This window comes from Xanthomonas sp. WHRI 8932A (genome assembly GCF_035012785.1).
Taxonomy (GTDB): Bacteria; Pseudomonadota; Gammaproteobacteria; order Xanthomonadales; family Xanthomonadaceae; genus Xanthomonas.
This window is the reverse complement of the sequence record NZ_JAYGQQ010000006.1, coordinates 180,826-205,845: the sequence shown is the minus strand read 5'-3', so window position 1 is coordinate 205,845 and position 25,020 is coordinate 180,826. Positions and strand designations below refer to the sequence as shown.

The 25,020-nt window shown below is 62.2% G+C and carries 21 protein-coding genes and 2 tRNA genes; all 23 read right to left on the bottom strand.

The window, feature by feature from the left end:
- Positions 1-308: 308 nt before the first annotated feature.
- The gene (gene pnp, locus VC212_RS11670) at positions 309-2,423 is read right to left on the bottom strand and encodes a polyribonucleotide nucleotidyltransferase (protein WP_055850102.1); all 2,115 of its coding nucleotides are present in this window, start codon (positions 2,421-2,423) and stop codon (positions 309-311) included.
- Positions 2,424-2,591: 168 nt separating this feature from the next.
- Positions 2,592-2,852 carry a 30S ribosomal protein S15 gene (gene rpsO / locus VC212_RS11665; protein ID WP_055850100.1) on the bottom strand — a complete coding sequence of 87 codons (261 nt, stop codon included), beginning with the start codon at positions 2,850-2,852 and terminating at the stop codon, positions 2,592-2,594.
- A 156-nt stretch (positions 2,853-3,008) separates the two neighbouring features.
- Positions 3,009-3,935 carry a tRNA pseudouridine(55) synthase TruB gene (gene truB / locus VC212_RS11660; RefSeq protein WP_323514924.1) on the bottom strand — a complete coding sequence of 309 codons (927 nt, stop codon included), beginning with the start codon at positions 3,933-3,935 and terminating at the stop codon, positions 3,009-3,011.
- Positions 3,936-4,016: 81 nt separating this feature from the next.
- Positions 4,017-4,409, bottom strand: coding sequence for a 30S ribosome-binding factor RbfA (rbfA, locus tag VC212_RS11655; protein WP_005991395.1), 393 nt, complete (start codon positions 4,407-4,409; stop codon positions 4,017-4,019).
- A gap of 141 nt (positions 4,410-4,550) precedes the next feature.
- On the bottom strand, positions 4,551-7,262 hold the full coding sequence (gene infB / locus VC212_RS11650) for a translation initiation factor IF-2 (RefSeq protein ID WP_055850096.1): 2,712 nt from the start codon (positions 7,260-7,262) through the stop codon (positions 4,551-4,553).
- Positions 7,263-7,357: 95 nt separating this feature from the next.
- Positions 7,358-8,869, bottom strand: a complete 1,512-nt coding sequence (gene nusA / locus VC212_RS11645) for a transcription termination factor NusA (protein ID WP_055850094.1) — start codon at positions 8,867-8,869, stop codon at positions 7,358-7,360.
- 4 nt (positions 8,870-8,873) lie between these two features.
- Complete coding sequence (rimP, locus tag VC212_RS11640) at positions 8,874-9,464, bottom strand: ribosome maturation factor RimP (protein WP_323514925.1); 591 nt, start codon at positions 9,462-9,464, stop codon at positions 8,874-8,876.
- A gap of 211 nt (positions 9,465-9,675) precedes the next feature.
- A tRNA-Met gene (locus tag VC212_RS11635) sits at positions 9,676-9,752 on the bottom strand.
- Between the two features lie 205 nt (positions 9,753-9,957).
- Positions 9,958-11,418 carry an NADH-quinone oxidoreductase subunit NuoN gene (gene nuoN / locus VC212_RS11630; protein ID WP_115514561.1) on the bottom strand — a complete coding sequence of 487 codons (1,461 nt, stop codon included), beginning with the start codon at positions 11,416-11,418 and terminating at the stop codon, positions 9,958-9,960.
- A 36-nt stretch (positions 11,419-11,454) separates the two neighbouring features.
- On the bottom strand, positions 11,455-12,957 hold the full coding sequence (locus VC212_RS11625) for an NADH-quinone oxidoreductase subunit M (RefSeq protein ID WP_055850090.1): 1,503 nt from the start codon (positions 12,955-12,957) through the stop codon (positions 11,455-11,457).
- Between the two features lie 20 nt (positions 12,958-12,977).
- Positions 12,978-15,152, bottom strand: coding sequence for an NADH-quinone oxidoreductase subunit L (gene nuoL / locus VC212_RS11620; protein ID WP_323514926.1), 2,175 nt, complete (start codon positions 15,150-15,152; stop codon positions 12,978-12,980).
- A 7-nt stretch (positions 15,153-15,159) separates the two neighbouring features.
- The gene (nuoK, locus tag VC212_RS11615; protein WP_006450557.1) at positions 15,160-15,465 is read right to left on the bottom strand and encodes an NADH-quinone oxidoreductase subunit NuoK; all 306 of its coding nucleotides are present in this window, start codon (positions 15,463-15,465) and stop codon (positions 15,160-15,162) included.
- Positions 15,462-16,124: an NADH-quinone oxidoreductase subunit J gene (locus VC212_RS11610; RefSeq protein WP_323514989.1), complete on the bottom strand. Its 663-nt coding sequence runs from the start codon at positions 16,122-16,124 to the stop codon at positions 15,462-15,464. Before VC212_RS11610 ends, nuoK begins: the two co-directional genes overlap by 4 nt.
- Positions 16,125-16,128: 4 nt before the next feature.
- The gene (nuoI, locus tag VC212_RS11605; protein ID WP_055850086.1) at positions 16,129-16,617 is read right to left on the bottom strand and encodes an NADH-quinone oxidoreductase subunit NuoI; all 489 of its coding nucleotides are present in this window, start codon (positions 16,615-16,617) and stop codon (positions 16,129-16,131) included.
- Between the two features lie 3 nt (positions 16,618-16,620).
- The gene (gene nuoH / locus VC212_RS11600; protein WP_055850084.1) at positions 16,621-17,712 is read right to left on the bottom strand and encodes an NADH-quinone oxidoreductase subunit NuoH; all 1,092 of its coding nucleotides are present in this window, start codon (positions 17,710-17,712) and stop codon (positions 16,621-16,623) included.
- On the bottom strand, positions 17,709-19,943 hold the full coding sequence (nuoG, locus tag VC212_RS11595) for an NADH-quinone oxidoreductase subunit NuoG (protein WP_323514927.1): 2,235 nt from the start codon (positions 19,941-19,943) through the stop codon (positions 17,709-17,711). The genes nuoH and nuoG overlap by 4 nt, the downstream gene beginning before the upstream one ends.
- Positions 19,940-21,274, bottom strand: coding sequence for an NADH-quinone oxidoreductase subunit NuoF (gene nuoF / locus VC212_RS11590; protein WP_055850080.1), 1,335 nt, complete (start codon positions 21,272-21,274; stop codon positions 19,940-19,942). Before nuoF ends, nuoG begins: the two co-directional genes overlap by 4 nt.
- A 3-nt stretch (positions 21,275-21,277) precedes the next feature.
- Positions 21,278-21,805 carry an NADH-quinone oxidoreductase subunit NuoE gene (gene nuoE / locus VC212_RS11585; protein ID WP_005991372.1) on the bottom strand — a complete coding sequence of 176 codons (528 nt, stop codon included), beginning with the start codon at positions 21,803-21,805 and terminating at the stop codon, positions 21,278-21,280.
- Entirely contained in the window at positions 21,802-23,109 is a 1,308-nt protein-coding gene (locus VC212_RS11580; RefSeq protein WP_323514929.1) for an NADH-quinone oxidoreductase subunit D, read from the bottom strand. The genes nuoE and VC212_RS11580 overlap by 4 nt, the downstream gene beginning before the upstream one ends.
- Entirely contained in the window at positions 23,106-23,858 is a 753-nt protein-coding gene (locus VC212_RS11575) for an NADH-quinone oxidoreductase subunit C (protein ID WP_115528405.1), read from the bottom strand. Before VC212_RS11575 ends, VC212_RS11580 begins: the two co-directional genes overlap by 4 nt.
- A 36-nt stretch (positions 23,859-23,894) precedes the next feature.
- Positions 23,895-24,449 (bottom strand): NADH-quinone oxidoreductase subunit B, encoded by a 555-nt coding sequence (locus VC212_RS11570; protein WP_039420570.1) that lies wholly within the window; start codon positions 24,447-24,449, stop codon positions 23,895-23,897.
- Positions 24,440-24,796 carry an NADH-quinone oxidoreductase subunit A gene (locus VC212_RS11565; RefSeq protein ID WP_005991364.1) on the bottom strand — a complete coding sequence of 119 codons (357 nt, stop codon included), beginning with the start codon at positions 24,794-24,796 and terminating at the stop codon, positions 24,440-24,442. The genes VC212_RS11570 and VC212_RS11565 overlap by 10 nt, the downstream gene beginning before the upstream one ends.
- Positions 24,797-24,901: 105 nt before the next feature.
- A tRNA-Leu gene (locus VC212_RS11560) sits at positions 24,902-24,986 on the bottom strand.
- Between the last annotated feature and the right edge of the window lie 34 nt (positions 24,987-25,020).

Genomic DNA, 25,020 nt, shown 5'->3' with positions numbered 1-25,020 from the left:
AGCCCTGGTGCTGCCTCAACTGCACCGGACTGCGCACGTATCCTCATCCGCCCCTTCGGGGCACCTTCTCCCGAGGGGAGAAGTAACAGACACGTGGCGCCACGCTCTAGCCATTCTCCCGCCGAGAGGGGGGCGGGTACGGGGCGAACATGGTGATGCCTCAACTGCATGAGGCTGCGCCCGACCCCTCATCCGCTCCTTCAGGCACCTTCTCCCAAAGGGAAAAGGAACACGGCATGGGCTATTCCGAATCGACAACGAAAAAGCGGGCCGAAGCCCGCTTTTCGTGACGCATCAACCAGCGGCGATTACTCGGCCGACGGCGGAACGCCCTCGCCTTCTTCCACTGCCTTGATCGACAGACGGATACGGCCCTGCTTGTCCACTTCCAGCACCTTGACGCGGACCAGATCGCCTTCCTTCAGCTTGTCGCCGACCTTCTCCACGCGCTCGCTGGAAATCTGCGAGACGTGCACCAGGCCGTCCTTGCCCGGCAGGATGGTGACGAACGCACCGAAGTCCATGATCTTGGCGACCTTGCCTTCGTAGATGCGGCCCGGCTCCACGTCCGAGGTGATCTGCTCGATGCGCGACTTCGCAGCTTGCGCGGCGATGGCGTTGACCGAGGCAATGATGATCGTGCCATCGTCCTGGATGTCGATCTGCGTACCGGTTTCCTTGGTGATCGCCTGGATGGTCGAACCACCCTTGCCGATCACTTCGCGGATCTTGTCCGGGTGGATCTTGATGGTCAGCAGACGCGGCGCGTAGTCGCTCAGTTCCAGACGCGGGGTGGTCAGTGCATGCGCCATCTCGCCGAGGATGTGCAGACGGCCAGCCTTGGCCTGCTGCAATGCCTGCTTCATGATTTCTTCGGTGATGCCTTCGATCTTGATGTCCATCTGCAGCGCGGACACGCCTTCGGCAGTACCGGCCACCTTGAAGTCCATGTCGCCCAGGTGATCTTCGTCACCCAGGATGTCCGACAGCACCACGAAGCGGTCGTTTTCCTTGACCAGACCCATGGCGATACCTGCGACCGGCGCCTTGATCGGCACACCAGCGTCCATCAGCGCCAGCGAGCTGCCGCAGACCGATGCCATCGACGAGGAACCGTTGGACTCGGTGATTTCCGAGACCACACGGATGGTGTACGGGAATTCTTCCAGGCTCGGCATCACGGCGAGCACGCCGCGCTTGGCCAGACGGCCGTGGCCAATTTCGCGACGCTTCGGCGCACCGAAACGACCGCACTCGCCCACCGAATACGGAGGGAAGTTGTAATGGAACAGGAAGTTTTCCTTGTACTCGCCGCTGACCGCGTCGATCACCTGGCCATCGCGGGCAGTGCCCAACGTGGTGACCACGATCGCCTGCGTCTCGCCGCGAGTGAACAGCGCCGAGCCGTGAGTACGCGGCAACACGCCGGCCTGCACAGCGATCGGACGCACGGTATCCAGTGCACGACCATCGATACGCACCTTGGTGTCGAGCACCGAGTCGCGCATGGTGTGGTATTCCAGCTCGCCGAATTCCTTCGACAGCTCAGCGGTGTTCCAGCCCTCGGAGGCGACGCGGCCGGCCAACGACTCCAGCACGTCCTTCTTGATCGCCGAGATGGCGTCGCGACGCTGCAGCTTGTCGCGCACCTGGAAGGCGCTCGCCAGCTGCGTGCCGACGGCTTCCTTCAGCGCGTTGATCAGCGCGGTGTTCTTGGCAGGCGCAACCCAGGTGCTGGGCTTGGTGCCGGCTTCGACGGTCAGCTCGTTGATCGCGTTGATGACTTTCTGCAGTTCGCGATGACCGAAGGTCACTGCGCCCAGCATCACTTCTTCGGACAGCAGCTCCGCTTCCGACTCGACCATCAGCACCGCATTGGCGGTACCGGCAACCACCAGCTCCAGCTGCGAATCCTTCAGCTCGGCGATGGTCGGGTTGAGGATGTACTCACCGTTCTTGTAGCCCACCTTGGCGGCGCCGATCGGGCCGTTGAAGGGGGTACCGGCCAGCGACAGTGCAGCCGATGCGCCGATCAGCGCGGCGATGTCGCCGTCGATGTCCGGGTTCATCGACATCACGGTCGCGATGATCTGTACTTCGTTCTTGTAGTCCTCCGGGAACAGCGGACGGATCGGACGGTCGATCAGGCGCGAGATCAACGTTTCCTTCTCGGTCGCACGTCCTTCGCGCTTGAAGAAGCCGCCCGGGATGCGGCCGCCGGCATAGAACTTCTCCTGATAATCGACCGTCAGGGGGAAGAAGTCCTGCCCTTCGCGCGCGGTTTTTGCGGCGACGGCGGTGACCAGCAGTACGGTGTCGTCCATCTTGACGATGACGGCACCGCTCGCCTGGCGAGCGACTTCGCCCGTCTCCAGGGTGACGGTGTGCTTGCCGTACTGGAAGGTTTTGGTGATTTTTGCCACGGAGGTTTTTTCCTTAGGTGTAACTGTCTTCGTTGGACCGTCGTCGACCCATGCCGAGAACGGGCGGCCGGGAGGCTCCGGCCCATAAACTTGATGGTGCGATGACGCGTTTGCGAACGACCAAAACAAAACCGCGGCGCATCGCTGCACCGCGGTGGTAGGACTCGATTAGCGGCGCAGGCCGAGCTTCTCGATCAACGACTTATAACGCTCGTTGTCCTTCTTCTTCAGGTAGTCGAGCAGGCTGCGGCGACGGTTGACCATCTGCAGCAGACCGCGACGGCTGTGGTGATCCTTCTTGTGGGTCTTGAAGTGACCGCTCAGCAGCTCGATGCGTGCGGTCAGCAGAGCGACCTGCACTTCCGGCGACCCGGTGTCCTGGGCGCTGCGCTTGTTGTCTTCAATAACTTTCTGGGTGTCAACAGACATGATGTTTTCTCGATAGATGCGTGGTCGACAGAAACGTGCATGACGCACCGTCGGACTCGCCGTTTGCTAGGGATAAGCGCGCTTGGCGCTGAGGTGCCCCGATCGGGGCCGCGAAATTGTACCGTTGCACGGCGCCGGGAACAAGTTGACTAAACCTTAACAACCCGGAATTCCGTTCAGTCCATTGAATAGGCGCTGCGGCGACAACCTGCCGTCAGCGTCAACAAGGCCAAGGCCTGACGGGCTTCCATCCGGGTCGAATACCGCGACCTGCCCGGTCGGAAATGCAGGATCGCGCAGCCGCTGCCCCATCCGGAAGCGGGTCGCATGGGCCTGGTCGAGGGTGATCTGCGCAAAATCGGCCAGCCCGGCCTGGATCGGCAGCAGCAAATCTTCGGCCCGCGCACCCGATTCCAATGCCGCGCTCAACGCCTCCAGGGTCACCATCTGTGGCGACCGGAACGGCTCGACCCAGAGCCGGCGCAACGAGGCGATATGCGCCCCGCAACCGAGCGCTTCGCCCAGATCGCGGGCCAGGCTGCGGATGTAAGTGCCGGAGCCACAGGTCACGCGCAACTGCAGACGCGGCGCGTGATAACTGATCAGTTCGATCGCATGCACCTCGACCTCGCGCACCGGCGCCTCGATCACGTCGCCCCGGCGTGCCTTGGCATACAGCGGCTCGCCGCCCTGCTTCAGCGCGGAATAGATCGGGGCCTGCTGCTGGATGCGGCCAATCAACGGCGCCAAGGCTGCGCGTAACGCGTCTTCGGTCAGCGCAGGCACCGCACGCTCGCGCAGCGGTTCACCGTCGGCATCGTCGGTATCGGTGGTGACGCCCAGCACCACCTCGGCGTCGTACGCCTTGGCCGAGCCGAGCAGCAAGCCGGCGATCTTGGTCGCCTCGCCCAGGCACAACGGCAGCAAGCCGGTGGCCAGCGGATCCAGGCTACCGGTGTGGCCGCCTTTCTCGGCTCGCAACAGACGGCGCGCGGCCTGCAATGCGTTGTTGGAACTGAGCCCGGCCGGTTTATCCAGCAACAGGATGCCGTGCAGCGGGCGATAGACGATGCGGGGTTTCAAAAGATCGGTGCTCGAATCGGGCGCTGTGCGCGTCCGCGGGAATCCAGGGGGCGCGGCAATCTTGCCCCGCCCACACAGCGCTTAGCGCTGCTCAGCGTCTTCATCGCTGGACGTGGCCTGCGGACCGACATCGTCCAGGTCACGCAGCAGGTTATCGATACGCTCGCCACGATCGACCGAGTCGTCGTAGTGAAAGTGCAGCTCGGGCACGTGACGCAGCTTCATCGCGCGCGCCAGCTGCGTGCGCAGCTGCCCGGCAATTTCCTTGAGTCCCTTGACCGCTTCAGCCGAACGCTCCTGCTGCAGCGCGGTGACGAACACCTTGGCGTGCGCCAGATCGCGGCTGATTTCGACATCGGAAACGCTGACCGACGGCAAGCCGTGGTCGCGCACGGCCGCGTGCACGATCGTGCCGAGGTCGCGACGCACCTGCGCAGAAACGCGATCGGTGCGATGGAATGATTTGGTTGGCATGGTCGTGGACCTGGTTGATTCGGAGGGCCAGATGGCACCGAAGCCAAAAACGAACGCGGGCGGCCATGCCGCCCTCGCCTTGCAGAACTTGCGTACACCATCGCCTGTGTGGAAGACCGGGGCCGCAGGCCCCGGCAGCCATTACAGCGTGCGGGCAACCTCGATACGCTCGAAGCACTCGATCTGATCGCCAGGCTTGACGTCGTTGTAAGCCTTCACGCCGATACCGCACTCGGTACCGTTGCGCACTTCGTCGACGTTTTCCTTGAAGCGACGCAGCGATTCCAGCTCGCCCTCGAACACCACGACGCTGTCGCGGAGCACGCGGATCGGCTTGCTGCGCTTCACCACGCCTTCGATGATCATGCAGCCTGCAACCGCACCGAACTTCGAGCTGCGGAACACGTCGCGGACCTGCGCAATACCGATGATCTCTTCGCGGATTTCCACGCCGAGCAGACCGGACGCCACCTGCTTCACCTGATCGATCACGTCATAGATGATCGAGAAGTAACGCAGATCGATACCGTTGGACTCGACGATCTTGCGCGCCGATGCATCCGCACGCACGTTGAAGCCGATCATCGTTGCCTTGGACGCCGCTGCCGAATTCGCATCCGACTCGGTGATGCCGCCCACGCCGGAATGGATCACGTTGATGCGGATGTCGTCGTTGGACAACGCCACCAGCGACTGCTTGAGCGCTTCCACCGAACCCTGCACGTCGGCCTTGATCACCAGGTTCAACACCTGTTGGCCTTCGCCCTTGCCCATCTGGGCCAGGATGTCTTCCATGCGGTTGGTTGCCGAGGCGACCAGACGCGATTCGCGGCGCTTGGTTTCGCGCTGCTGTGCCACGTCCTTGGCCAGACGCTCGTCGTCGACGACCACGAAGTCATCGCCAGCTTCCGGCACGCCGGACAGGCCGAGCACCTGCACCGGAATCGACGGGCCTGCCGAGGCCGGCTGATGGCCGGTTTCGTCGAACAGCGCACGCACGCGGCCGTACTGAATGCCGCACACCAGGTAGTCGCCACGCTTCAGCGCGCCCTGCTGCACCAGCACCGTTGCCACCGGGCCACGGCCCTTGTCCAGCGAGGATTCGATCACGGTACCGCTGGCGCGGCCATCGGCCACTGCCTTGAGTTCCAGCACTTCGGCCTGCAGCGAAATCGCATCCAGCAGCGTATCCACACCGGTACCGACCTTGGCCGACACTTCGATGAACTGGGTGTCGCCGCCGAAATCTTCGGCAACCACGTTTTCGGCCAGCAATTCGTTCTTGACCCGCAGCGGATCCGCGCCGGCCTTGTCGATCTTGTTGACCGCCACGATCAACGGAACGCCTGCCGCCCTGGCATGCGCAACCGCTTCCTTGGTCTGCGGCATGACGCCGTCGTCGGCCGCAACCACCAGCACCACGATGTCGGTGATCTTGGCGCCGCGCGCACGCATCGAGGTAAACGCGGCATGGCCGGGCGTATCCAGGAAGCTGATGACGCCACGACCGGTTTCGACGTGGTACGCACCGATGTGCTGAGTGATGCCACCAGCTTCGCCGGAAGCGATCTTGGTGCGACGGATGTAGTCCAGCAGCGAGGTCTTGCCGTGATCGACGTGACCCATGATGGTCACGACCGGCGGACGCGAGGTGGTCTCGCCCTGCGCGTCTTCGGAATGCGCCAGCAGCGCATCTTCGAAGTCGGCATTGTCCGCACGCACTGCCTTGTGGCCGAGTTCTTCGGTCACCAGTGCAGCGGTGTCGTGATCGATGCTCTGGGTAATGGTCGCCATGACGCCCATCTTGAACAGCGCCTTGACCACGTCGCCACCCTTGAGCGCAAGCTTCTGCGCCAGATCGGCCACGGTGATGGTCTCGCCGATCGCCACTTCACGCACCACCGGTGCAGTCGGACGCTCGAACCCGTGCGGGCCGCTGTTGCTCTGGTTGCTGCCACGACCGCCATCATTGCCGCGACGCGACGACGACGAACCCGGACGACCGGTCGGCTTGCCACGCACATTGGAACGACGCGCGCGATCGGCGGCCGACAGATGCAGCTGACCAGCAAAGCGCTTGGTCGCATCGTCGTCTTCGACGCCAGCCACCATGACGTGCGAACCGCGCGTCTTGTGCTTGGCTGCGTTATTGCGATCATCCGGACGGGCCGGCGTCGCCGGACGCGAAGCGGGCGACGCACCAGCCGGACGGGCCGGACGCGGTGCCGAAGACGGCGAGGACGGTGCACGCGCAGCAGGCGCCGAAGACGGCGTCGGCGCAGCGGCAACCGGGGCCGGCGCACTGGCAGCCGCAGCGGCTTCCTCGGCAGCCTTGCGCTCGGCTTCTACACGGTCTTTTGCGGCCTGTTCTTCGTCGCGCTTGCGCTGAATCGCTTCATCGCGCACACGGTCGCTTTCGGCCAGGGCCTGCTGCTCGTCGAGATTGCGCTGACGCGATGCAGCGAGCTTGGCCAGGATGTCGGCACGCTCTTCGTCCGGCGTCATCGGCACGGCACGGCCGCCGACTTCGTTCTCGGATTTGACGTACGTCCGTTTCTGGCGCACTTCCACGTTGACCGTGGTCTTGGTGCGGCCGGCGCTGACCGTGACTTCCTGCAGCTTGCGCCGATTCAGCGTGATCTTCTTGGCTGCCTCGCTTGCCGCTTCGGCAGGTGCATCGGACTTGCCATGCGTGCGACGCAGGAAGCCAAGCAGTTTCATCTTCTCGGTGCTGGTCACGACCTGGTCGGGACCGCTGAACTTCATTCCGGCCTCGGCCAGTTGAACCAGCAGTTTATCGACCGGCGTGTTGACCAGTTCGGCAAGCTTGCGGATGGTGGTTTGCTGCGACATTCGGATCCTATGATCTGGTTGGCGCCCCCTCGCCCAGAGCAAGGGAAACGCTGATTCTAAGCCCTGATGGGGTCAGGGCGCGGTTCATTGCCGGCTCATTCGCCGCGCTCCAAACGGGCGATCTCCTCGGCGCGGGCCGCCAGGATCAGCGCCGAGGCGCGCTCCTGGGTCATGCCCTCGATGCCGAAGTCGACGATCTCGTCCGCTGCCAGGTCGGACAAGTCCTCGCTGGTACGCACGCCGTGCTCGGCCAGAGCAAAGGCCGTTTCCTCGTCCATCCCCTCCAGCGCCAGCAGGTCCTCGGTGGGCTGAGTTCCTTCCAGGCCTTCTTCCTCGGCCAGCGCGGCGTTGAGCAGCGCATCGCGGGCACGGGCACGCAGTTCTTCGACGATGTCTTCGTCGAAGCCTTCCACCGCCAGCAGTTCGCCGACTGGCACGTAGGCGATTTCTTCGACCGTGTTGAAGCCTTCGGACACCAGGATCGCGGAGATTTCTTCGTCCACTTCCAGGCGATCCATGAACAGCTGGCGCGCCGATGCCTGTTCAGCTTCGGACTTTGCAGCCACCTGGTCGGCAGTCATCACGTTGAGCTGCCAACCGGTCAGGCGGCTGGCCAGACGCACGTTCTGGCCGCCCTTGCCGATTGCCTGCGCCAGGCGGTCTTCCGCCACGGCCAGGTCCATCGAGTGCTTGTCTTCATCGACGATGATCGACTGCACTTCAGCAGGCGCCATCGCGTTGATCACGAAGTTGGCCGGGTTCTCGTTCCACAACACGATGTCCACGCGCTCGCCATTGAGCTCGTTGGACACTGCCTGCACGCGCGAGCCGCGCATACCGATACAAGCACCGATCGGATCGGTACGCGTGTCGTGCGCAATCACCGCAATCTTGGCGCGGTCGCCAGGATCACGTGCGCAGGCCTTGATCTCGACCAGACCCTGACCGACTTCCGGCACTTCGAGCTTGAACAGCTCAATCATGAATTCCGGCGCAGCGCGGCTGATGAACAGCTGCGGGCCACGCGGTTCGGAACGCACTTCGGCCAGATAGCCGCGTACGCGGTCGCCCGGGCGCAGCACGTCGCGCGGAATGCCCTTGTCCTTCGGAATGAAGGCCTCAGCATTGCCGCCCAGATCGACAAAGATATTGCCGCGCTCGGCACGCTTGACCACACCGGTGATCAACTCGCCGACGCGATCCTTCCATGCGTCCACAACCTGCTGACGCTCGGCTTCGCGCACACGCTGCACGATTACCTGCTTGGCAGCCTGCGCGGCGATGCGGCCGAAATCCGGGTTTTCGATCTGTTCTTCGATGTAGTCGCCCACATCCACGCCGTCGGCTTCGTCGATGGCATCCATCAGACGCACCTGGCGATCCGGCGACTCCATCACCACATCGTCGGCGACGACTTCCCAACGACGGTAGGTTTCGTAGTTACCGTCCTTGTGGTCGATGGTCACGCGTGCCAGCACGTCCTGGTCGGGATAGCGCTTCTTCGCTGCGGAAGCCAACGCGGCCTCGATCGCATCGAAGATCACTTCGCGCGGCACGCCCTTTTCGTTGGCCACCGCATCCACTACCAGCAAAAGTTCCTTGCTCATTTAGTCACTCCGCGCGCGGCTTGCCAGCCGCCGACTCGTTGGATGGTTTCTTCTTGTCGTGCCCGGGTTTTTTCGGGCCGGGCTTATTCGGTTTTTGCGGCGCCAGGCCCAAGGCAACCCAATCCGGCAGGATGCGCGCCTTGTCGATGTTGTCGAAGCCGATCTGGACGTCCTTGCCATCGACCGAAAACACTACGGCCTCGGACTCAGACTCGGTACGCAGGATCTGACCCTGAAAACGGCGCCGACCATCCTGCGCAAGCTTCAATACGATCTTTGCGGACTCGCCGGCATGGCGCGCGAACTGTTCGAGGGTGAACAAGGGACGGTCCACACCCGGCGATGACACTTCCAGGGTGTAGTTGCCACTGATCGGGTCTTCGACGTCGAGCTGGGCCGACACTTCACGGCTCACGCGCTCGCAGTCGTCGACGTTGATCACACGCTCGGGCTGTTCGGCCGACGGCACATCGATGTAAAGGCGCAACGTGGCGCCACCTGGCGCGGGGAGATACTCCACGCCCAGCAGTTCCAAGCCCAGGGACTCAACCGTTGGACTCAGCAGATTCGCGATTTCGGTCGCTTTTTCGCTCACAGACTGCCCTGATCAAATGATTGCCAGTAGAACCCCGGCAACCGGCAGCAAACTTTCCGGTTCCGGAAAAAACAAGGGGCCCGATGGGCCCCTTGCGTGAAAAAAGCCCGACCTCTCAGGGTCGGCGCAAAGACGGGAACATGCGTCTTTGCGATCCAAGAACATGAACTGCTGCCCTAAGGCAAACTGCATTAAAGCAGCAATTCAAACTTGGTAGCGGGGGCAGGATTTGAACCTGCGACCTTCGGGTTATGAGCCCGACGAGCTGCCAGACTGCTCCACCCCGCAGCAGAAGCGGAATTATGAAGAACTTGAGCGGCAATTGCAAGCCCTAAGTTTTTCATCTGTTGAACACTTTGGCGAGTGTCCAACGTCGCGGCGAATGATAACCGCAATGCAACAAAAACGAAACACCAATCACAACTTTATTTCAGATCCGCGCCATACACCTGCAGCAAACGCCGCTGCGTCAGCGTCGCGCGCGCCTGCCCGCTTACGCCAGACCAGCAAACGCGCGCTGGCACCACACCATGATCGGGCTCCAGGCCAGACCAAGCGCCAGCAATGCGAGTGCGTTGACGCCCAGCACCGTGCCCAGGACGCGATCGTTGTTGGCGGGCAACGGCTCACCAACCGGTTCGTCGAAGTACATGACCTTGATGACACGCAGGTAGTAGTACGCACCAATCACCGCGCACAACACACCTACCAGCGCCAGCCACAGCATGTCGCCCTTCACCGCCGCGCCCAGCACGGCGAGCTTGGTCCAGAAGCCGAGGAACGGCGGAATGCCCGCGAGCGAAGCCATGATGCACAGCACCAGGCCAGCCATCCACGGATTGCGCGCGTTGAGCCCCTTGAAGTCGTCGATGTTCTCCGCTTCAAAGCCATTGCGCGACAACGCAATGATCGCGCCGAACGAAGCGGTCGACATGATGGTGTAGCTCACTGCATAGAACATCGCAGCCGCATACCCTTCTTCCCCGCCACCGGCCACGCCCATCAGCAGGAAGCCGATATGCGACACCGTCGAATACGCAAGCATGCGCTTGAGATTGGTCTGCGCGATGGCCATCAGGTTGCCGATGACCAACGACAGTGCCGACAGCCCTCCAATCAGCAGATGCCACTGCGGCGACAACGGACCCATACCCACTTCCAGCAGGCGGTAGGCCATGCCGAATGCAGCCAACTTCGGTGCCGAGCTGATAAACAACGCGATCGGTGCCGGGGCGCCCTGATAGACGTCGGGCAGCCACATATGGAACGGCGCGGCGCCCAGCTTGAATGCAACACCAGCGATCATGAAGATGGTGCCGGTCAGCAGCAGTGTGCGCTCACCCGAGCCGTCGATCGCGTCATGGATGCCCGCCAGGCTCAGTGTGCCCGTAGCGCCGTAGACCAGCGACATGCCGTACAACAGCAGACCCGACGCCAGCGAACCCAGCACGAAATACTTCATCGCCGCTTCGGTGGCCAGGCCGTTGTCGCGATTGGATGCGACCAGCGCGTACGAACACAGCGCCAGCAGTTCCAGCCCCAGATAGACCATCAGCAGACTGCCTGCCGAGGCTAGCAGCATCATGCCGGCGGTGGCGAACAACACCAACACCGGGATTTCGCCCTGATAGAGATTGCGCTCGCGCAGATAAGTCCAGCCATAAACCAGGCTCAACCCGCTGACGAGCACGATCACCGTCTTCATGACATCCGCGGCGGTATCGCGCACGAACATGCCGTTGAAGATGTCGCCCTGCCCGCCCGTGCCGGTTGCCAACAACGCAAACACCACGGCCAGAACAGCGATAGAGAACAAGTGGGTCCAGACCTTGTTCCGCTGGCTCATAAACAGGTCGAGCATCAGCAGTGCGAAGGCGCCGCCGATCAGCACCAGCTCCGGAACAAGCGGAGCCAGGTCAGCGGTGGTCAACGGCGCGAGCGTTGGCGTGGTCATCATCAAATCCTGAAAATCGGTACGTACGGCAAGCAGTTACAGCTTGGTCGCGGCAATCTGGGTAGCCAGCTTGGCGATCGATGGTTCCATCAGATCGGTCAGCGGCTTCGGATACAGGCCCAGGGCCAGCACGCCAGCAGCGAACACCCCCAGCACGAAGGCCTCACGGCCATTGATGTCCTTCAGCTCGGCCACGTGCGCGTTGGCCACTTCGCCGAAGAACACGCGCTTGTAGAGCCACAGCGTGTAGGCCGCAGTGATCACCAGCGTGGTGGCGGCAGCGAAGGCAACCAACGGATGCTTCTGGAAGCTGGCCAGGATCACCATGAACTCGCCGACGAAACCGCTGGTACCCGGCAGACCGGCATTGGCCATGAAGAACAACATCGCAAAGGTGGCGAACCACGGCATCACATTGACCACCCCGCCGTAATCGGCGATGCGACGCGTGTGCATGCGGTCGTACAACACACCGATGCACGAGAACATGGCGCCGGACACGAAGCCGTGCGAAATCATCTGCACCATCGCGCCTTGCAAGCCGAGACGTGCAGCGTCGGTGCTGCCGTACTCACGCACCAGCGTGAAGGCAATGAAGGTACCCAGGGTGACGAAGCCCATGTGCGCGATGGACGAGTACGCCACCAGCTTCTTCATGTCTTCCTGCACCAATGCCACCAGACCGACATAGACCACCGCGATCAACGACAACGCAATGACCAACCAGGCGAACTCGTGACTGGCATCCGGCACGATCGGCAGGTTGAAGCGCAGGAAACCGTAGCCGCCGATCTTCAGCGCGATCGCAGCCAGGATCACCGAACCGGCGGTCGGCGCTTCGACGTGCGCATCCGGCAGCCAGGTGTGCACCGGGAACATCGGCACCTTGACCGCAAAGGCGATCAAGAACGCGAAGAAGATCCAGGTCTGCTCCTTGGCGGTCAGCTGCAGCGCGTACAGGTCGGCGAGTTGGAAACTGCCGCCCTTCAGATACAGGTACACCAGACCCACCAGCATCAGCACCGAGCCGAGGAAGGTGTAGAGGAAGAACTTCATCGCCGCATAGATACGCCGCGGACCACCCCAGACACCGATGATCAGGAACATCGGGATCAGCATGGCTTCGAAGAAGACATAGAACAGCATCGCGTCGGTGGCAGCGAAGATACCGACGGTGACGCCTTCCAGAATCAGGAACGCGGCGACGTACTGATTGACGCGCTTGTCGATCGAGCGCCAGGCGCCGATCAGCGCCAGCACCGTCACCAATGTGGTGAGCACGATCAACGCGACCGCGATGCCATCCACGCCCAGGTTGTAGCCGATGTTGTAAGCCGGAATCCAGGCATGCAGTTCGATGAACTGCATCGCGTCATTGGCGGTGTCGTAGCCCAACAGCGGCAGACTCAGCACAAAGGTCGCCACCGCCACCGCCAAGGACGCCCAGCGGGCAGTCTCGGCGTTGCGCAACGCAAGGATCAGGGCGCCACCGATAATCGGCAGCCAGATCAAGATAGACAGTAAAGGCCAGTTCGACACGTTTTCTTATTCCGTACAGGTCAACGCCAGAAATGCATCAGTACCGCCAACAAGGCGATCAAACCGATGATCATTGCGAAGGCGTAGTGATAGAGGAAACCGGATTGCGTGCGACGCAGCAGATTTGCAGCCAGGTCGATCAGTCGGGCAGAACCATTGACGACCACGCCGTCGACCACATGGGTGTCGATTGCGCGTGACGCTTTGCCAAGGACAACACCGCCACCGGCGAAGCCATTGATCCACAGCTTGTCGAAGCCGTATTTGTTTTCCAGCAGCCACACGATCGGCGCGAACGCCTTGCGCGACTTGGTGGCCAGGTCGGGCTTCCACAGATAGAACAGCGCGGCCAGCAATAGACCAGCGACCGTTAGGAAGAACGGCGCCGCCATCATGCCGTGCAACGCGAACGCCACCGGGCCATGGAATTCTTCGGCCAGCGCACCAACGGTATCGCGCGCCGGGTCATAGAAGTCAACGATGCCGGTGAAGAACGACACGGCGTGCCCCTTCAGCGCGTGCGCCGCGTGGTGGCCCTGCCAATCGGTACCGAACAACATCGGGCCGATAGTGAAGAAACCGATCGCCACCGACGGAATCGCCAGCAGGATCAGCGGCAACGTCACCACCCACTTGGACTCGTGCGGCTCGTGAACACCGTGGTGACCATGGCCGTGATCATCATGACCATGGCTGTCATGCGCATGTGCATCGTGCGCGTGGCTGTCGTGGGCATGCACCTGTGCTTCTGCATCGGCATGCGCGCTGTCGTGATGTGCATGCGCGTCGTGCGCATGAGCATCGCGAAAACGCTCCTTGCCGTGGAAGGTCAGGAACAGCAGACGGAAGCTGTAGAAGCTGGTGACCAGCACGCCACCGAGCACGGACCAGTAGCCGTAGGTCGCTATCCAGCTATGCGATTCGTGCGCGTGGTGCGCAGCGGCTTCGATGATGGTGTCCTTCGAGTAGAAACCCGAGAAGAACGGCGTACCGACCAGTGCCAGCGTACCGATCACGCTGGTCCAGTAGGTCACCTTCATGTACTTGCGCAGGCCGCCCATCTTGCGCATGTCCTGCTCGTGGTGCATGCCGATGATGACCGAGCCCGCCGCCAGGAACAGCAGCGCCTTGAAGAAGGCATGCGTCATCAGGTGGAACACGGCGGCCGAATAGGCCGACACGCCAAGCGCCACGGTCATGTAGCCGAGCTGGGACAGCGTCGAGTACGCGACCACGCGCTTGATGTCGTTCTGCACGATGCCGATCAGGCCGGTGAAGAAGGCCGTGGTCGCACCGATGAACAGGATGAAGTTGAGCGCGGTTTCCGACAACTCGAACAGCGGCGACATGCGCGCCACCATGAAGATGCCGGCGGTGACCATGGTCGCAGCATGGATCAGTGCCGAGATCGGGGTCGGGCCTTCCATCGAGTCAGGCAGCCACACATGCAGCGGCACCTGCGCCGACTTGCCCATCGCGCCGATGAACAGGCAGATGCAGATCAGCGTCATCACGCTCCATTCGTGGCCCGCAAACAACTGCACCTTGGCGTTGGCCATGGTGGTCGCGTTGGCAAACACGGTGGAATAATCCAACGAGCCGAACCACAACAGCACGCCGGCGATGCCGAGAATGAAGCCGAAGTCGCCCACGCGGTTGACCAGGAACGCCTTCATGTTGGCGAACACGGCAGTCGGGCGCTTGAACCAGAAGCCGATCAGCAGGTACGACACCAGACCCACCGCTTCCCAGCCGAAGAACAGCTGCAGGAAGTTGTTGCTCATCACCAGCGTCAGCATGGAGAAGGTGAACAACGAGATGTAGCTGAAGAAGCGCTGGTAGCCGGGATCTTCTTCCATGTAGCCGATGGTGTAGATGTGCACCAGCAGCGACACGAAAGTCACCACTACCATCATCATCGCGGTCAGGCGGTCGACCATGAAGCCGACATGCGCGGAGTAATTACCGACGTCGAAGAAGGTGTACAGGTTCTGGTTGAACGGGCTGGCGCCCTGCTCCACCAATTGGTACAGCGTCAGGCACGACAGTACGCAGCTGACCGCCACGCCGAGGATGGTGACGTATTGCGCGCCCTTGCGCCCTACCTGGCGACCGAACAGGCCGGCGATGATGCTGCCGATCAGCGGTGCAAGCACCACCGCAATCAACAGACTCTTGGAGAGAGTGATTTCCATCTACAGGTCAGCCCTTCAACGTATCGACTTCGGCCACATTGATCGTGCGGCGCGTGCGGAACAGAGTCACCAGGATCGCAAGGCCGATGGCGGCCTCCGCAGCGGCAACGGTCAGGATGAAGAACACGAACAACTGACCGGCGGGGTCGCCCAGCTCGCGCGAAAACGCAATGAAGTTGACGTTGACCGACAGCAGCATCAACTCGATCGACATCAGCAACACGATGACGTTCTTGCGGTTGAGGAAGATGCCGGCCAGGGAGATGCAGAACAGCACCGCGCCCAGTCCAAGCAGGTGGCCCAAGGTAATCAAGACTTCGCCTCCTGTCCGTCGGCCGCATCGACGCGCGGCGTAACCTGTGCTGGCTTTTCGACTGCCATCTTGACGATGCGCAGACGGTCGCCCGCCTTCACGCGGGATTGCTCGCTGGCGTTCTGGAGCTTGATGCCGGTGCGCTTGCGCAAGGTCAGCATCACTGCAGCCACCACGGCCACGGTCAGAATCACGGCGGCAAATTCGAACGGCAGCAGGAACTCGGTGTACAGGCTCTTGGCCAGCCAGGTCAGGTTAGAACTGTCGGCGGCTTGCGCTGCCGCGTTGTCGACCGGGAACGGCGTGGCAGTGCGCGCCTTGACCCCGATCAAGGTGACCATCTGTGCCAGCATCGCCACCGCAACGATCACGCCCAGCGGCATGTATTTGACCCAGCCCTCGCGCAGCCGGCTGGTGTCGATGTCCAGCATCATCACCACGAACAGGAACAGCACCATCACTGCGCCGACGTAGACCAGCACCAGCGTGACGCCGAGGAACTCGGCACCGACCAGCAACCAGATACACGCCATCGAGAAGAAGGTGAGGATCAGGCACAACACGGCATACACCGGGTTACGCACGCTGATCACCGCACCGGCGGACACCACCGCGACTGCGGAGAAGGCGTAAAAAGCAATAGAGACCCAGTCCATCATGACCTCAACGGAAGGCGGCATCGGCAGCGCGACGCTCGGCGATCTCGGCTTCTAGCCGGTCTCCGATCGCCAGCAGCTGCGGCTTGTTGACAATATTCTCGCCACGCTTCTCGAAGTGGTACTCGAGGATGTGCGTCTCGACGATCGAGTCCACCGGGCAGCTTTCTTCGCAGAAGCCGCAGAAGATGCACTTGAACAAGTCAATGTCGTAACGCGTGGTGCGGCGCGAGCCGTCCTCGCGCTTGGCCGAGTCGATGGTGATCGCCAGCGCCGGGCACACCGCTTCGCACAGCTTGCAGGCAATGCAGCGTTCTTCGCCATTGGGGTAGCGACGCAACGCATGCAGGCCACGGAAACGCGGCGACTGCGGAAACTTCTCCATCGGATACAGCACGGTGTACTTGGGCTTGAACGTGTACTTAAACGTCAGCCACAAGCCTGCGAGCAGTTCGAGCAGCAGCAGGCTCTTGAAGTAATGGGTGATCTTGTTCATCGGTTACACGCCCTTCTGGATCACGCCGTAAAACACCATCAACGCCGTCACTGCGATCCACACGATCGTGAGCGGAATGAACACCTTCCAACCCAGACGCATGATCTGGTCGTAGCGGTAGCGCGGGAAGCTGGCACGGAACCAGATGTAAGCGCTGGCGAAGAAGAACACCTTCATCAGCAGCCACGGCCAACCGCCCTTCCACACCCAGTCGATCCACGGCGAGATATCCGCAGTGACCCAACCCTGGATCGGGCTCAGCCAGCCACCGAGGAAGAAGATCGAGATCAGGAAGCTGACCAGGATCATGTTGGCGTATTCGGCCAGGAAGAACAGCGCGAACGCACCGCCCGAGTATTCCACCATGTGGCCGGCGACGATTTCCGATTCGCCTTCCACCACGTCGAACGGCGCGCGGTTGGTTTCGGCAACACCGGACACCCAGTACACGATGAACAACGGGAACAACGGAATCAGGAACCAGTCGAAGAAACCCGAATTACCGCCCTGCGCCAACACGATCTGGCTCAGGTTGACGCTGCCCGAGGCGATCATGACGCCGACCAGGGCAAACCCCATCGCGATTTCGTAGCTGACCACCTGCGCCGCCGAGCGCATCGCACCCAGAAACGCGTACTTGGAATTGGAAGCCCAGCCAGCGAGGATGATTCCGTACACGCCCAGCGAGGTCATCGCCAGCAAATACAGCAAACCGACGTTGGCGTTGGACAGCACCAGCTGCGCATCGAACGGCACCACCGACCATGCGGCGAATGCCGGCGCCAGCGTCAACAACGGCGCGATGATGAACATCGCCTTGTGCGAGCTGCTGGGCTGCAGGATCTCCTTGAACAGGAGTTTGAACACGTCGGCGAAGGCCTGAAAGATGCCCATGCCCACGTACATGGGCCCGTGACGCACATGCATCCAGCCGATCAGCTTGCGTTCCCAGACCACGTAGAAAGCCACCGAGACGATCACCGGCACGGCGATCAACAGGATCTTCAACACGGTCCACAGCAGGATGCCGCCATCGCCCAGTCCGAGAAACCACTGGTGCAGAGGGTCGACCACGTTCAACAGCAATTCGTTCATGCAGCCACCACCGTTACGCGACCGGCACCAAGCGGCGCGGTTGCGCCATGGCCGGATTCGATCCACACCGTGCCAGGTGCAACACGCTTGTCCAGCACCACCGGCAACGTCGCCTTACCCGCGTCGGTGCCAACCTTGACCATCTGGCCATCGGCGATCTGCAGCTGCGCAGCCTGCTCGGGGTGCATCGCCACGCACGGTGCAATATTGAGCGGATGCGATTGCAGCGCAGCGGCGCGGCGCACCACCGCATCGGTGCGGTAGATCGCAGCGGTCGCTGCGACTTCCAGCCCGTCACTAGTCGCCTGCGGCTGAGCGGAGGCCACCGGGCGCACATCGCGATTCTGCATGGCGGCACGCAAGCCGACCAGATCGATGAACTCGAAACCGGCCAGACCCAGCTCGCCACCCAGCGCACGCAGCACACGCCAGCCTTCGCGCGCTTCGACCGGCAAGCGGCCTGCGGCACGCGCCGTCTGCACGCGACCGTCGAGATTGGTCAACGAGGCATCGATTTCCGGCAATGCACCGATCGGCAGGATCACGTCAGCCACATCGCGCGTTGAAGCGCAGGCGAACTGACTGAAGGCAACGACCTTGGCACCGGCCAGCGCGCTGCGTGCAGCGGCGGCGTCGGCAAAATCCAGGCCCGGCTCGATGCCGTACAGCACGTACGCCTGACGCGGCTGCGCCAGCATGCCGGCCACATCACGCGCGGTGGGCAACACACCTTGCGACACCAGACCCACCGCGTTCGCGCCCTGCGGGATACGGCACAACGATGCGCCCGTTGCGGCAGCGAAGTCGCGTGCAGCAGCACGCAGTGTCGCAGCCTGCGGATGATTTTCAGCCAATGCACCGACAACGATCACGGCGCGCGTTGCACCCTTGACCGCATCGCGTAGCGCGGCGTCGTCAAGTGCGCTTGCCAGCTGCGACGGCGCGACCACGGCGCGGCTCGCCTGCGTGAATGCGAAATCGAAATCGACCGGGTTGACCGAATGGATTTGCGTGCGGTTCTGGATGTGCGCCTTGCGCAGACGTGCATGCAGCAACGGCAGCTCGTGACGCACGTTGGTGCCGAACAGCACCACCACATCGGCCTGCTCGATCTCGGCCAGCGGCGTTGCAAAGGCTTCGGCAACCGCAGCGTCGGAGAAATCCCGATTGAGCAGCCGGTGATCCAGATTACCGCTGCCGAGGCCTTCGGCCAGACGTGCCAGCAGCGCACCTTCCTCGTTCGAAGTGGACGGATGCACCAGCACGCCAAGCTGATCGCCGGCGTTGTCACGCAGGATCTGGGTCGCAGCGGCCAGACCTTCGGTCCAGCTCACTTCGGTCCACTCGCCGTTGACCTTCTTCAGCGGCTTGCCCGCGCGGTCTTCAGCGTACAGACCCTGATGCGAATAGCGGTCGCGATCGGACAGCCAGCATTCGTTGACTGCTTCGTTCTCGCGCGGCACGGTGCGCAGCACTTCGCCACGACGCACGTGCAGGAACAGGTTCGAGCCCATCGCATCGTGGTAACCCAGCGATTCGCGCGCCATCAATTCCCACGGACGTGCGCGGAACTGGAACACCTTGTTGGTCAGCGCGCCCACCGGGCAGACGTCGATGACGTTGCCGGAAATTTCGGTGGTCAGCGGCTTGCCATCGTAGGTGCCGATCTGCAGGTTTTCACCGCGATACATGCCACCCAGCTCGTAGGTGCCGGCGATGTCTGCAGTGAAGCGCACGCAGCGGGTGCACTGGATGCAGCGGGTCATTTCGGTGGCGACCAGCGGACCGATATCCTCGTCCGGCACCACGCGCTTGCGCTCGTTGAAGCGGCTCACCGACCGGCCGTAGCCGAGCGAGACGTCCTGCAACTCGCACTCGCCACCCTGATCGCAGATCGGGCAATCCAGCGGGTGATTGATCAGCAAAAATTCCATCACGCTGCGCTGGTACTTCAGCGCCTTTTCGCTGCGCGTGGCGATCTTCATGCCATCCATCACCGGCGTGGCGCAGGCAGGCGACGGCTTGGGCGACTTTTCGACATCCACCAGACACATGCGGCAGTTGGCAGCGATCGGCAGCTTCTCGTGATAGCAGAAGCGCGGGATCGGAATGCCGGCCTTGTCGGCGGCCTGAATGATCATCGAGCCCTTCGGCACGACCAGACTCTGCCCGTCGATTTCGACGGTGACATGATCCGGCGGCACGTCCGGGTTCACTGGTTGGGCGCTCATGCGGCCACTCCGACGTGCGTGTCGACGATCGAACGACCGTTGACGATGTAGTACTCGAACTCGTCCCAGAACTGGCGCAGGAAGCCTTGAATCGGCCACGCTGCCGCTTCACCGAACGCGCAGATGGTGTGCCCTTCGATCTGACCGGCCACGGTACGCAGCTGGTGCAGGTCTTCCATCGTGGCCTTGCCGGCGACGATGCGCTCCAGCACGCGGTGCATCCAGCCGGTGCCTTCGCGGCACGGGGTGCACTGGCCACACGATTCCTTGTGGAAGAACTGCGAGATGCGGCAGGCAAAACGCACGCAGCACACGCTGTCGTCCAGCACCACGATGGCGCCCGATCCCAGACCGGTGCCCAGCGCACGCAAGGTGTCGTAATCCATCTGCAGACCGGCAACCTGATCAGCCTTCAGCACCGGCATCGACACGCCGCCAGGCACCACGCCCTTGAGGGTGCGGCCCGGACGCAGGCCACCGGCCATTTCCAGCAGTTCGTCGAAGGTGGTGCCGAGCGGCACTTCAAAGTTGCCGCCCTTCTGCACGCAGCCGGACACCGAGAAAATCTTCGGACCGCCGTTCTTGGTCTTGCTCAACCCGAGGAACCACTCCGGGCCGTTGCGAATGATCGCCGGCACCGAGGCATAGGTCTCGGTGTTGTTGATGGTGGTCGGCTTGCCGTACAGGCCGAAGTTCGCCGGGAACGGCGGCTTGTAACGCGGCTGGCCCTTCTTGCCTTCCAGCGATTCCATCAATGCGGTCTCTTCGCCGCAGATGTACGCGCCAGCACCCAGCGCACCGTAGATATCGATATCCACGCCGCTGCCGAGAATGTTCTTGCCCAGCCAGCCGTTCGCATACGCATCAGCCAGTGCCAGTTCGAAGTTTTCGAACGGCTCGTGGTGGAACTCGCCACGCAGGTAGTTGTAGCCCACCGTCGAGCCGGTGGCGTAGCAGGCGATCGCCATGCCCTCCACCACCGAATGCGGGTTGTAACGCAGGATGTCGCGGTCTTTGCAGGTTCCCGGCTCGGATTCGTCCGAGTTGCACAGGATGTACTTCTGCATCGTGCCCTTGGGCATGAACGACCACTTCAGACCGGTCGGGAAACCGGCGCCGCCGCGGCCACGCAGATTGGACGCCTTGACCATTTCGATGACGTCGGCCGGCGCGATCTTTTCTTCCAGGATCTTGCGCAACGCTGCGTAGCCACCGGTCTTGAGGTAGCTCTCGTACGACCACGGAGTGTCGTAATGCAGGGTCGTGTAAACGACCTGATGCGGCAACGGCGCCGGACCGACCGGACCTGTAGGTGCGTGATGATGTGCCATGTCTTATTCCAGCCCGTCCAGCAGCGCGTCGACCTTCTCTTTCGTCAGGTGCTCATGGTAGTGGCCGTTGATGACCATCATCGGCGCTGCAGAGCAGGCCGCCAGGCACTCTTCTTCGCGCTTGAGGTAGACGCGGCCATCGGCCGTCGACTGCCCCAGCTTGCAACCCAGTTTCTTCTCGGCGTGCGCCAACAGATCTTCGGCGCCGTTGAGCCAGCAGCTGATGTTGGTGCAGAACGCCACGTTGTGGCGGCCGACCTTCTCGGTCTCGAACATCGAGTAGAAGCTGGCCACCTCATAGGCCCACACCGGCGGCAGTTCCAGATACTTGGCCACGCCAACGATCAACTCGTCGGTCAGCCAGCCCTGGTTCTGCTCCTGCGCCGCGTGCAAGCCCTGCAGCACCGCCGAACGCTTGCGATCGGGCGGGAACTTGGCCAGCCAATGATCGATGTGCGCACGCGTTTTATCGCTCAGCACCACCTGCGGATCGACGTCGCGCGCCGCTTCGAAATTACCCGTCGCCTTCATCGGTCAACCTCACCGAAAACCAAATCGTAAGTACCGATCATCGCCACGACGTCGGCCAGCAAATAACCACGCACCACCGCATCCATCGACGACAGATGCGCAAAGCCGGGTGCGCGCAGATGCAGGCGGAACGGCTTGTTGGCGCCATCGGACATCAGGTAGCAGCCGAACTCGCCCTTGGGCGCTTCGACCGCGCAATAGGTCTCGCCGGCCGGCACGCAATAGCCTTCACTGAACAGCTTGAAGTGATGGATCAGCGCTTCCATGTCGTCTTTCATGCCTTCGCGGCTTGGCGGAGCGACCTTGAAATTGGTGACCATGACCGGACCAGGATTGGCCTTCAGCCACTTCACGCATTGCTTGATGATGCGGTTGGATTCGCGCATCTCGGCCACGCGGACCAGATAGCGGTCGTAGCAGTCGCCGTTGGTGCCGACCGGGATATCGAAATCCACCGCGTCGTACTTGGCATACGGCTGCTTCTTGCGCAGATCCCACTCGATCCCCGAGCCACGCAGCATCGGACCGGTCATGCCCCAGGCACGCGCCAGATCCGGGCTGATGATGCCGACATCGACAGTACGCTGCTTCCAGATGCGGTTATCGGTCAGCAGCGTTTCGTACTCGTCCACGCGCGACGGGAAGGTGTTGGTGAAATCCTCGAGGAAATCCAGCATCGTGCCTTCACGAGCAGCGTTGCGCTCCTTCAGCGCCCCACCCTTGTGCCAGCGCGACTCCTTGTACTTGGGCATGAAATCGGGCAGATCGCGGTACACGCCACCCGGGCGGTAGTAGGCCGCGTGCATGCGCGCGCCGCTGACCGCCTCGTACACGTCCATCAATTCTTCGCGCTCACGGAACGCGTACAACATCACCGCCATCGCACCCAGATCGAGTGCGTTGGAACCGACCCACATCAGGTGGTTCTTGATGCGGGTGATCTCGTCGAACATGGTGCGGATGTACTGCGCACGCTCCGGCGCTTCGATTCCCATCAGGGACTCGATCGCGCGCACGTAGGCGTGCTCGTTGCACATCATCGACACGTAATCCAGGCGATCCATGTACGGAACCGACTGGTTGAACGGCTTGGACTCGGCCAGCTTCTCGGTGCCACGGTGCAGCAGGCCGATATGCGGATCGGCACGCACCACGGTCTCGCCGTCCATTTCCAGGATCAGACGCAGCACACCGTGCGCCGCAGGATGCTGCGGGCCGAAGTTCATCGTGTAATTGCGGATTTCCTGCTTGCTTTCGACAGGATTGCTCGCGAAGGCATCGGTTGCCTGGCGGAACTCACTCACTTGGCGGTCTCCGACTTGCCCACTTCACCGGCGGCAGTCTCATAACGGGCATCGTCGCGAATCACGCGCGGCACACCAACGCGCGGCTCGACCGAGGTAACCGGTTCGTACACCACGCGCTTGCGCTCTTCGTCGTAACGCACTTCGACGTTACCGATCAGCGGGAAATCCTTGCGGAACGGATGGCCGACGAATCCATAGTCGGTCAGGATGCGGCGCAGGTCCGGGTGACCATCGAACACGATGCCGAACAGGTCGAATGCTTCGCGCTCGAACCAATTCACGCCCGGCCAGATATCGGTCACCGACGCCACCACCGGCACCTGCTCGTCGGGTGCGTAGCAACGCACGCGCAAACGCTGGTTGTGCTGGTAGGAAATCAGCTGGGCAACGACCGCAAAACGCTGCTTGGGCATGTGCTGCGCATGCGCGCCGGTGGAGCCTTCCTGGCTGGGAAACTCACCCCAACCGAAACGCCCGATGCCCTTGCCTTCGACGCCGCGACTGAAGCCCTGCGAGGACACGTCGGCGGTATCCCACTCGTCGCTGCCATAACCCAGGTAGTCGACGCCGCACAGGTCGCTGAGCTGTTCGAAAGCGAGCTCGTCGCGCAGCGCCAGACAGGTGGCGTGCCAATCGGCCGCGGCGACTTCCAGCGTGACTTCGCCGCGCGGCAATGCCACGGCGATCTGGGCACCGGCGAAACGTGCCGCAAGTCGGTCAGTGAAGGAGGATGCTTGCTCTGCCATGGGGGCTTGGCTGCTCTCGGTAGGAGAAGACGGGTATCAGCGCGCGATCGTCTGGGTACGCCAGATCTTCTTCTGCAGCTGCAAGATGCCGTAGACCAGCGCCTCGGCGGTCGGCGGGCAGCCCGGGACATAGATGTCCACCGGCACGATGCGATCGCAACCGCGCACCACCGAATACGAATAGTGATAGTAGCCGCCGCCGTTGGCGCAGCTGCCCATCGAGATGACCCATTTCGGGTCCGGCATCTGGTCGTAGACCTTGCGCAGCGCCGGGGCCATCTTGTTGACCAAAGTACCGGCGACGATCATCACGTCGGACTGGCGCGGCGACGGGCGGAACACCACGCCGTACCGATCCAGGTCCAGACGCGAGGCGCCAGCATGCATCATTTCGACCGCACAGCAGGCCAGACCGAAGGTCATCGGCCACATCGAGCCGGTCCGCGCCCAGTTCAACAATGCGTCGACGCTGGTGGTCACGTAGCCCTTCTCGAGCAGCGGGTTTTCGCCGTCCGGGCGCAGGATGTCTTCCACCCGGCCTTCCGGCATCGGGTTGGTCATCAGACGATCCAGGGTCTGAATCACTCCCATTCCAGCGCTCCCTTCTTCCACACGTAGATAAAGCCGAGGAACAACATGCCGACGAACAGCCCCATGGTGACCAGCGAACGTGCGCCGATCTCCATGAACACCTGCGTCCACGGCACGATGAAGATAATTTCCAGGTCAAACACGATGAACTGGATCGCGATGAGGTAGTAGCGCACATCGAACTTCATGCGCGCGTCTTCGAATGCCTCGAAGCCACACTCGTACGGCGAAAGCTTGCGCGCGTCCGGGCTGCGCGGAGCGAGGAACCGACCAATCAGCATCAGCACGATGCCGATGCCAGTGGCGACGATCAGAAACAGCAGACTCGGCAAATATTCGGCCAGCACAGCGATTCTCTCTTGCCTCTGCCCGCACGCGCCGCGTGCCGGCATGGGGTATAGGCAGACCCTGCGCGCGACGTGTCGCAATGCACAGGAACTGCAGCCAAACAATGGTGCCCAAGAGGGGACTCGAACCCCTACGACCTAAGTCGCTACCACCTCAAGGTAGTGCGTCTACCAATTCCGCCACCTGGGCATACGTTGCGCCGCTGGGCATCCCAGTGCGCAGC

Coding starts and splice junctions, on each gene's coding strand:
- nuoL (WP_323514926.1), bottom strand. CDS start 15,152: ATGGAAATCACTCTCTCCAAGAGTCTGTTGATTGCGGTGGTGCTTGCA.
- nusA (WP_055850094.1), bottom strand. CDS start 8,869: ATGAGCAAGGAACTTTTGCTGGTAGTGGATGCGGTGGCCAACGAAAAG.
- nuoE (WP_005991372.1), bottom strand. CDS start 21,805: ATGAAGGCGACGGGTAATTTCGAAGCGGCGCGCGACGTCGATCCGCAG.
- VC212_RS11610 (WP_323514989.1), bottom strand. CDS start 16,124: ATGATGGACTGGGTCTCTATTGCTTTTTACGCCTTCTCCGCAGTCGCG.
- rpsO (WP_055850100.1), bottom strand. CDS start 2,852: ATGTCTGTTGACACCCAGAAAGTTATTGAAGACAACAAGCGCAGCGCC.
- VC212_RS11570 (WP_039420570.1), bottom strand. CDS start 24,449: ATGGGAGTGATTCAGACCCTGGATCGTCTGATGACCAACCCGATGCCG.
- infB (WP_055850096.1), bottom strand. CDS start 7,262: ATGTCGCAGCAAACCACCATCCGCAAGCTTGCCGAACTGGTCAACACG.
- nuoF (WP_055850080.1), bottom strand. CDS start 21,274: ATGGCACATCATCACGCACCTACAGGTCCGGTCGGTCCGGCGCCGTTG.
- rbfA (WP_005991395.1), bottom strand. CDS start 4,409: ATGCCAACCAAATCATTCCATCGCACCGATCGCGTTTCTGCGCAGGTG.
- nuoG (WP_323514927.1), bottom strand. CDS start 19,943: ATGAGCGCCCAACCAGTGAACCCGGACGTGCCGCCGGATCATGTCACC.
- nuoN (WP_115514561.1), bottom strand. CDS start 11,418: ATGACCACGCCAACGCTCGCGCCGTTGACCACCGCTGACCTGGCTCCG.
- nuoI (WP_055850086.1), bottom strand. CDS start 16,617: ATGAACAAGATCACCCATTACTTCAAGAGCCTGCTGCTGCTCGAACTG.
- VC212_RS11575 (WP_115528405.1), bottom strand. CDS start 23,858: ATGGCAGAGCAAGCATCCTCCTTCACTGACCGACTTGCGGCACGTTTC.
- nuoH (WP_055850084.1), bottom strand. CDS start 17,712: ATGAACGAATTGCTGTTGAACGTGGTCGACCCTCTGCACCAGTGGTTT.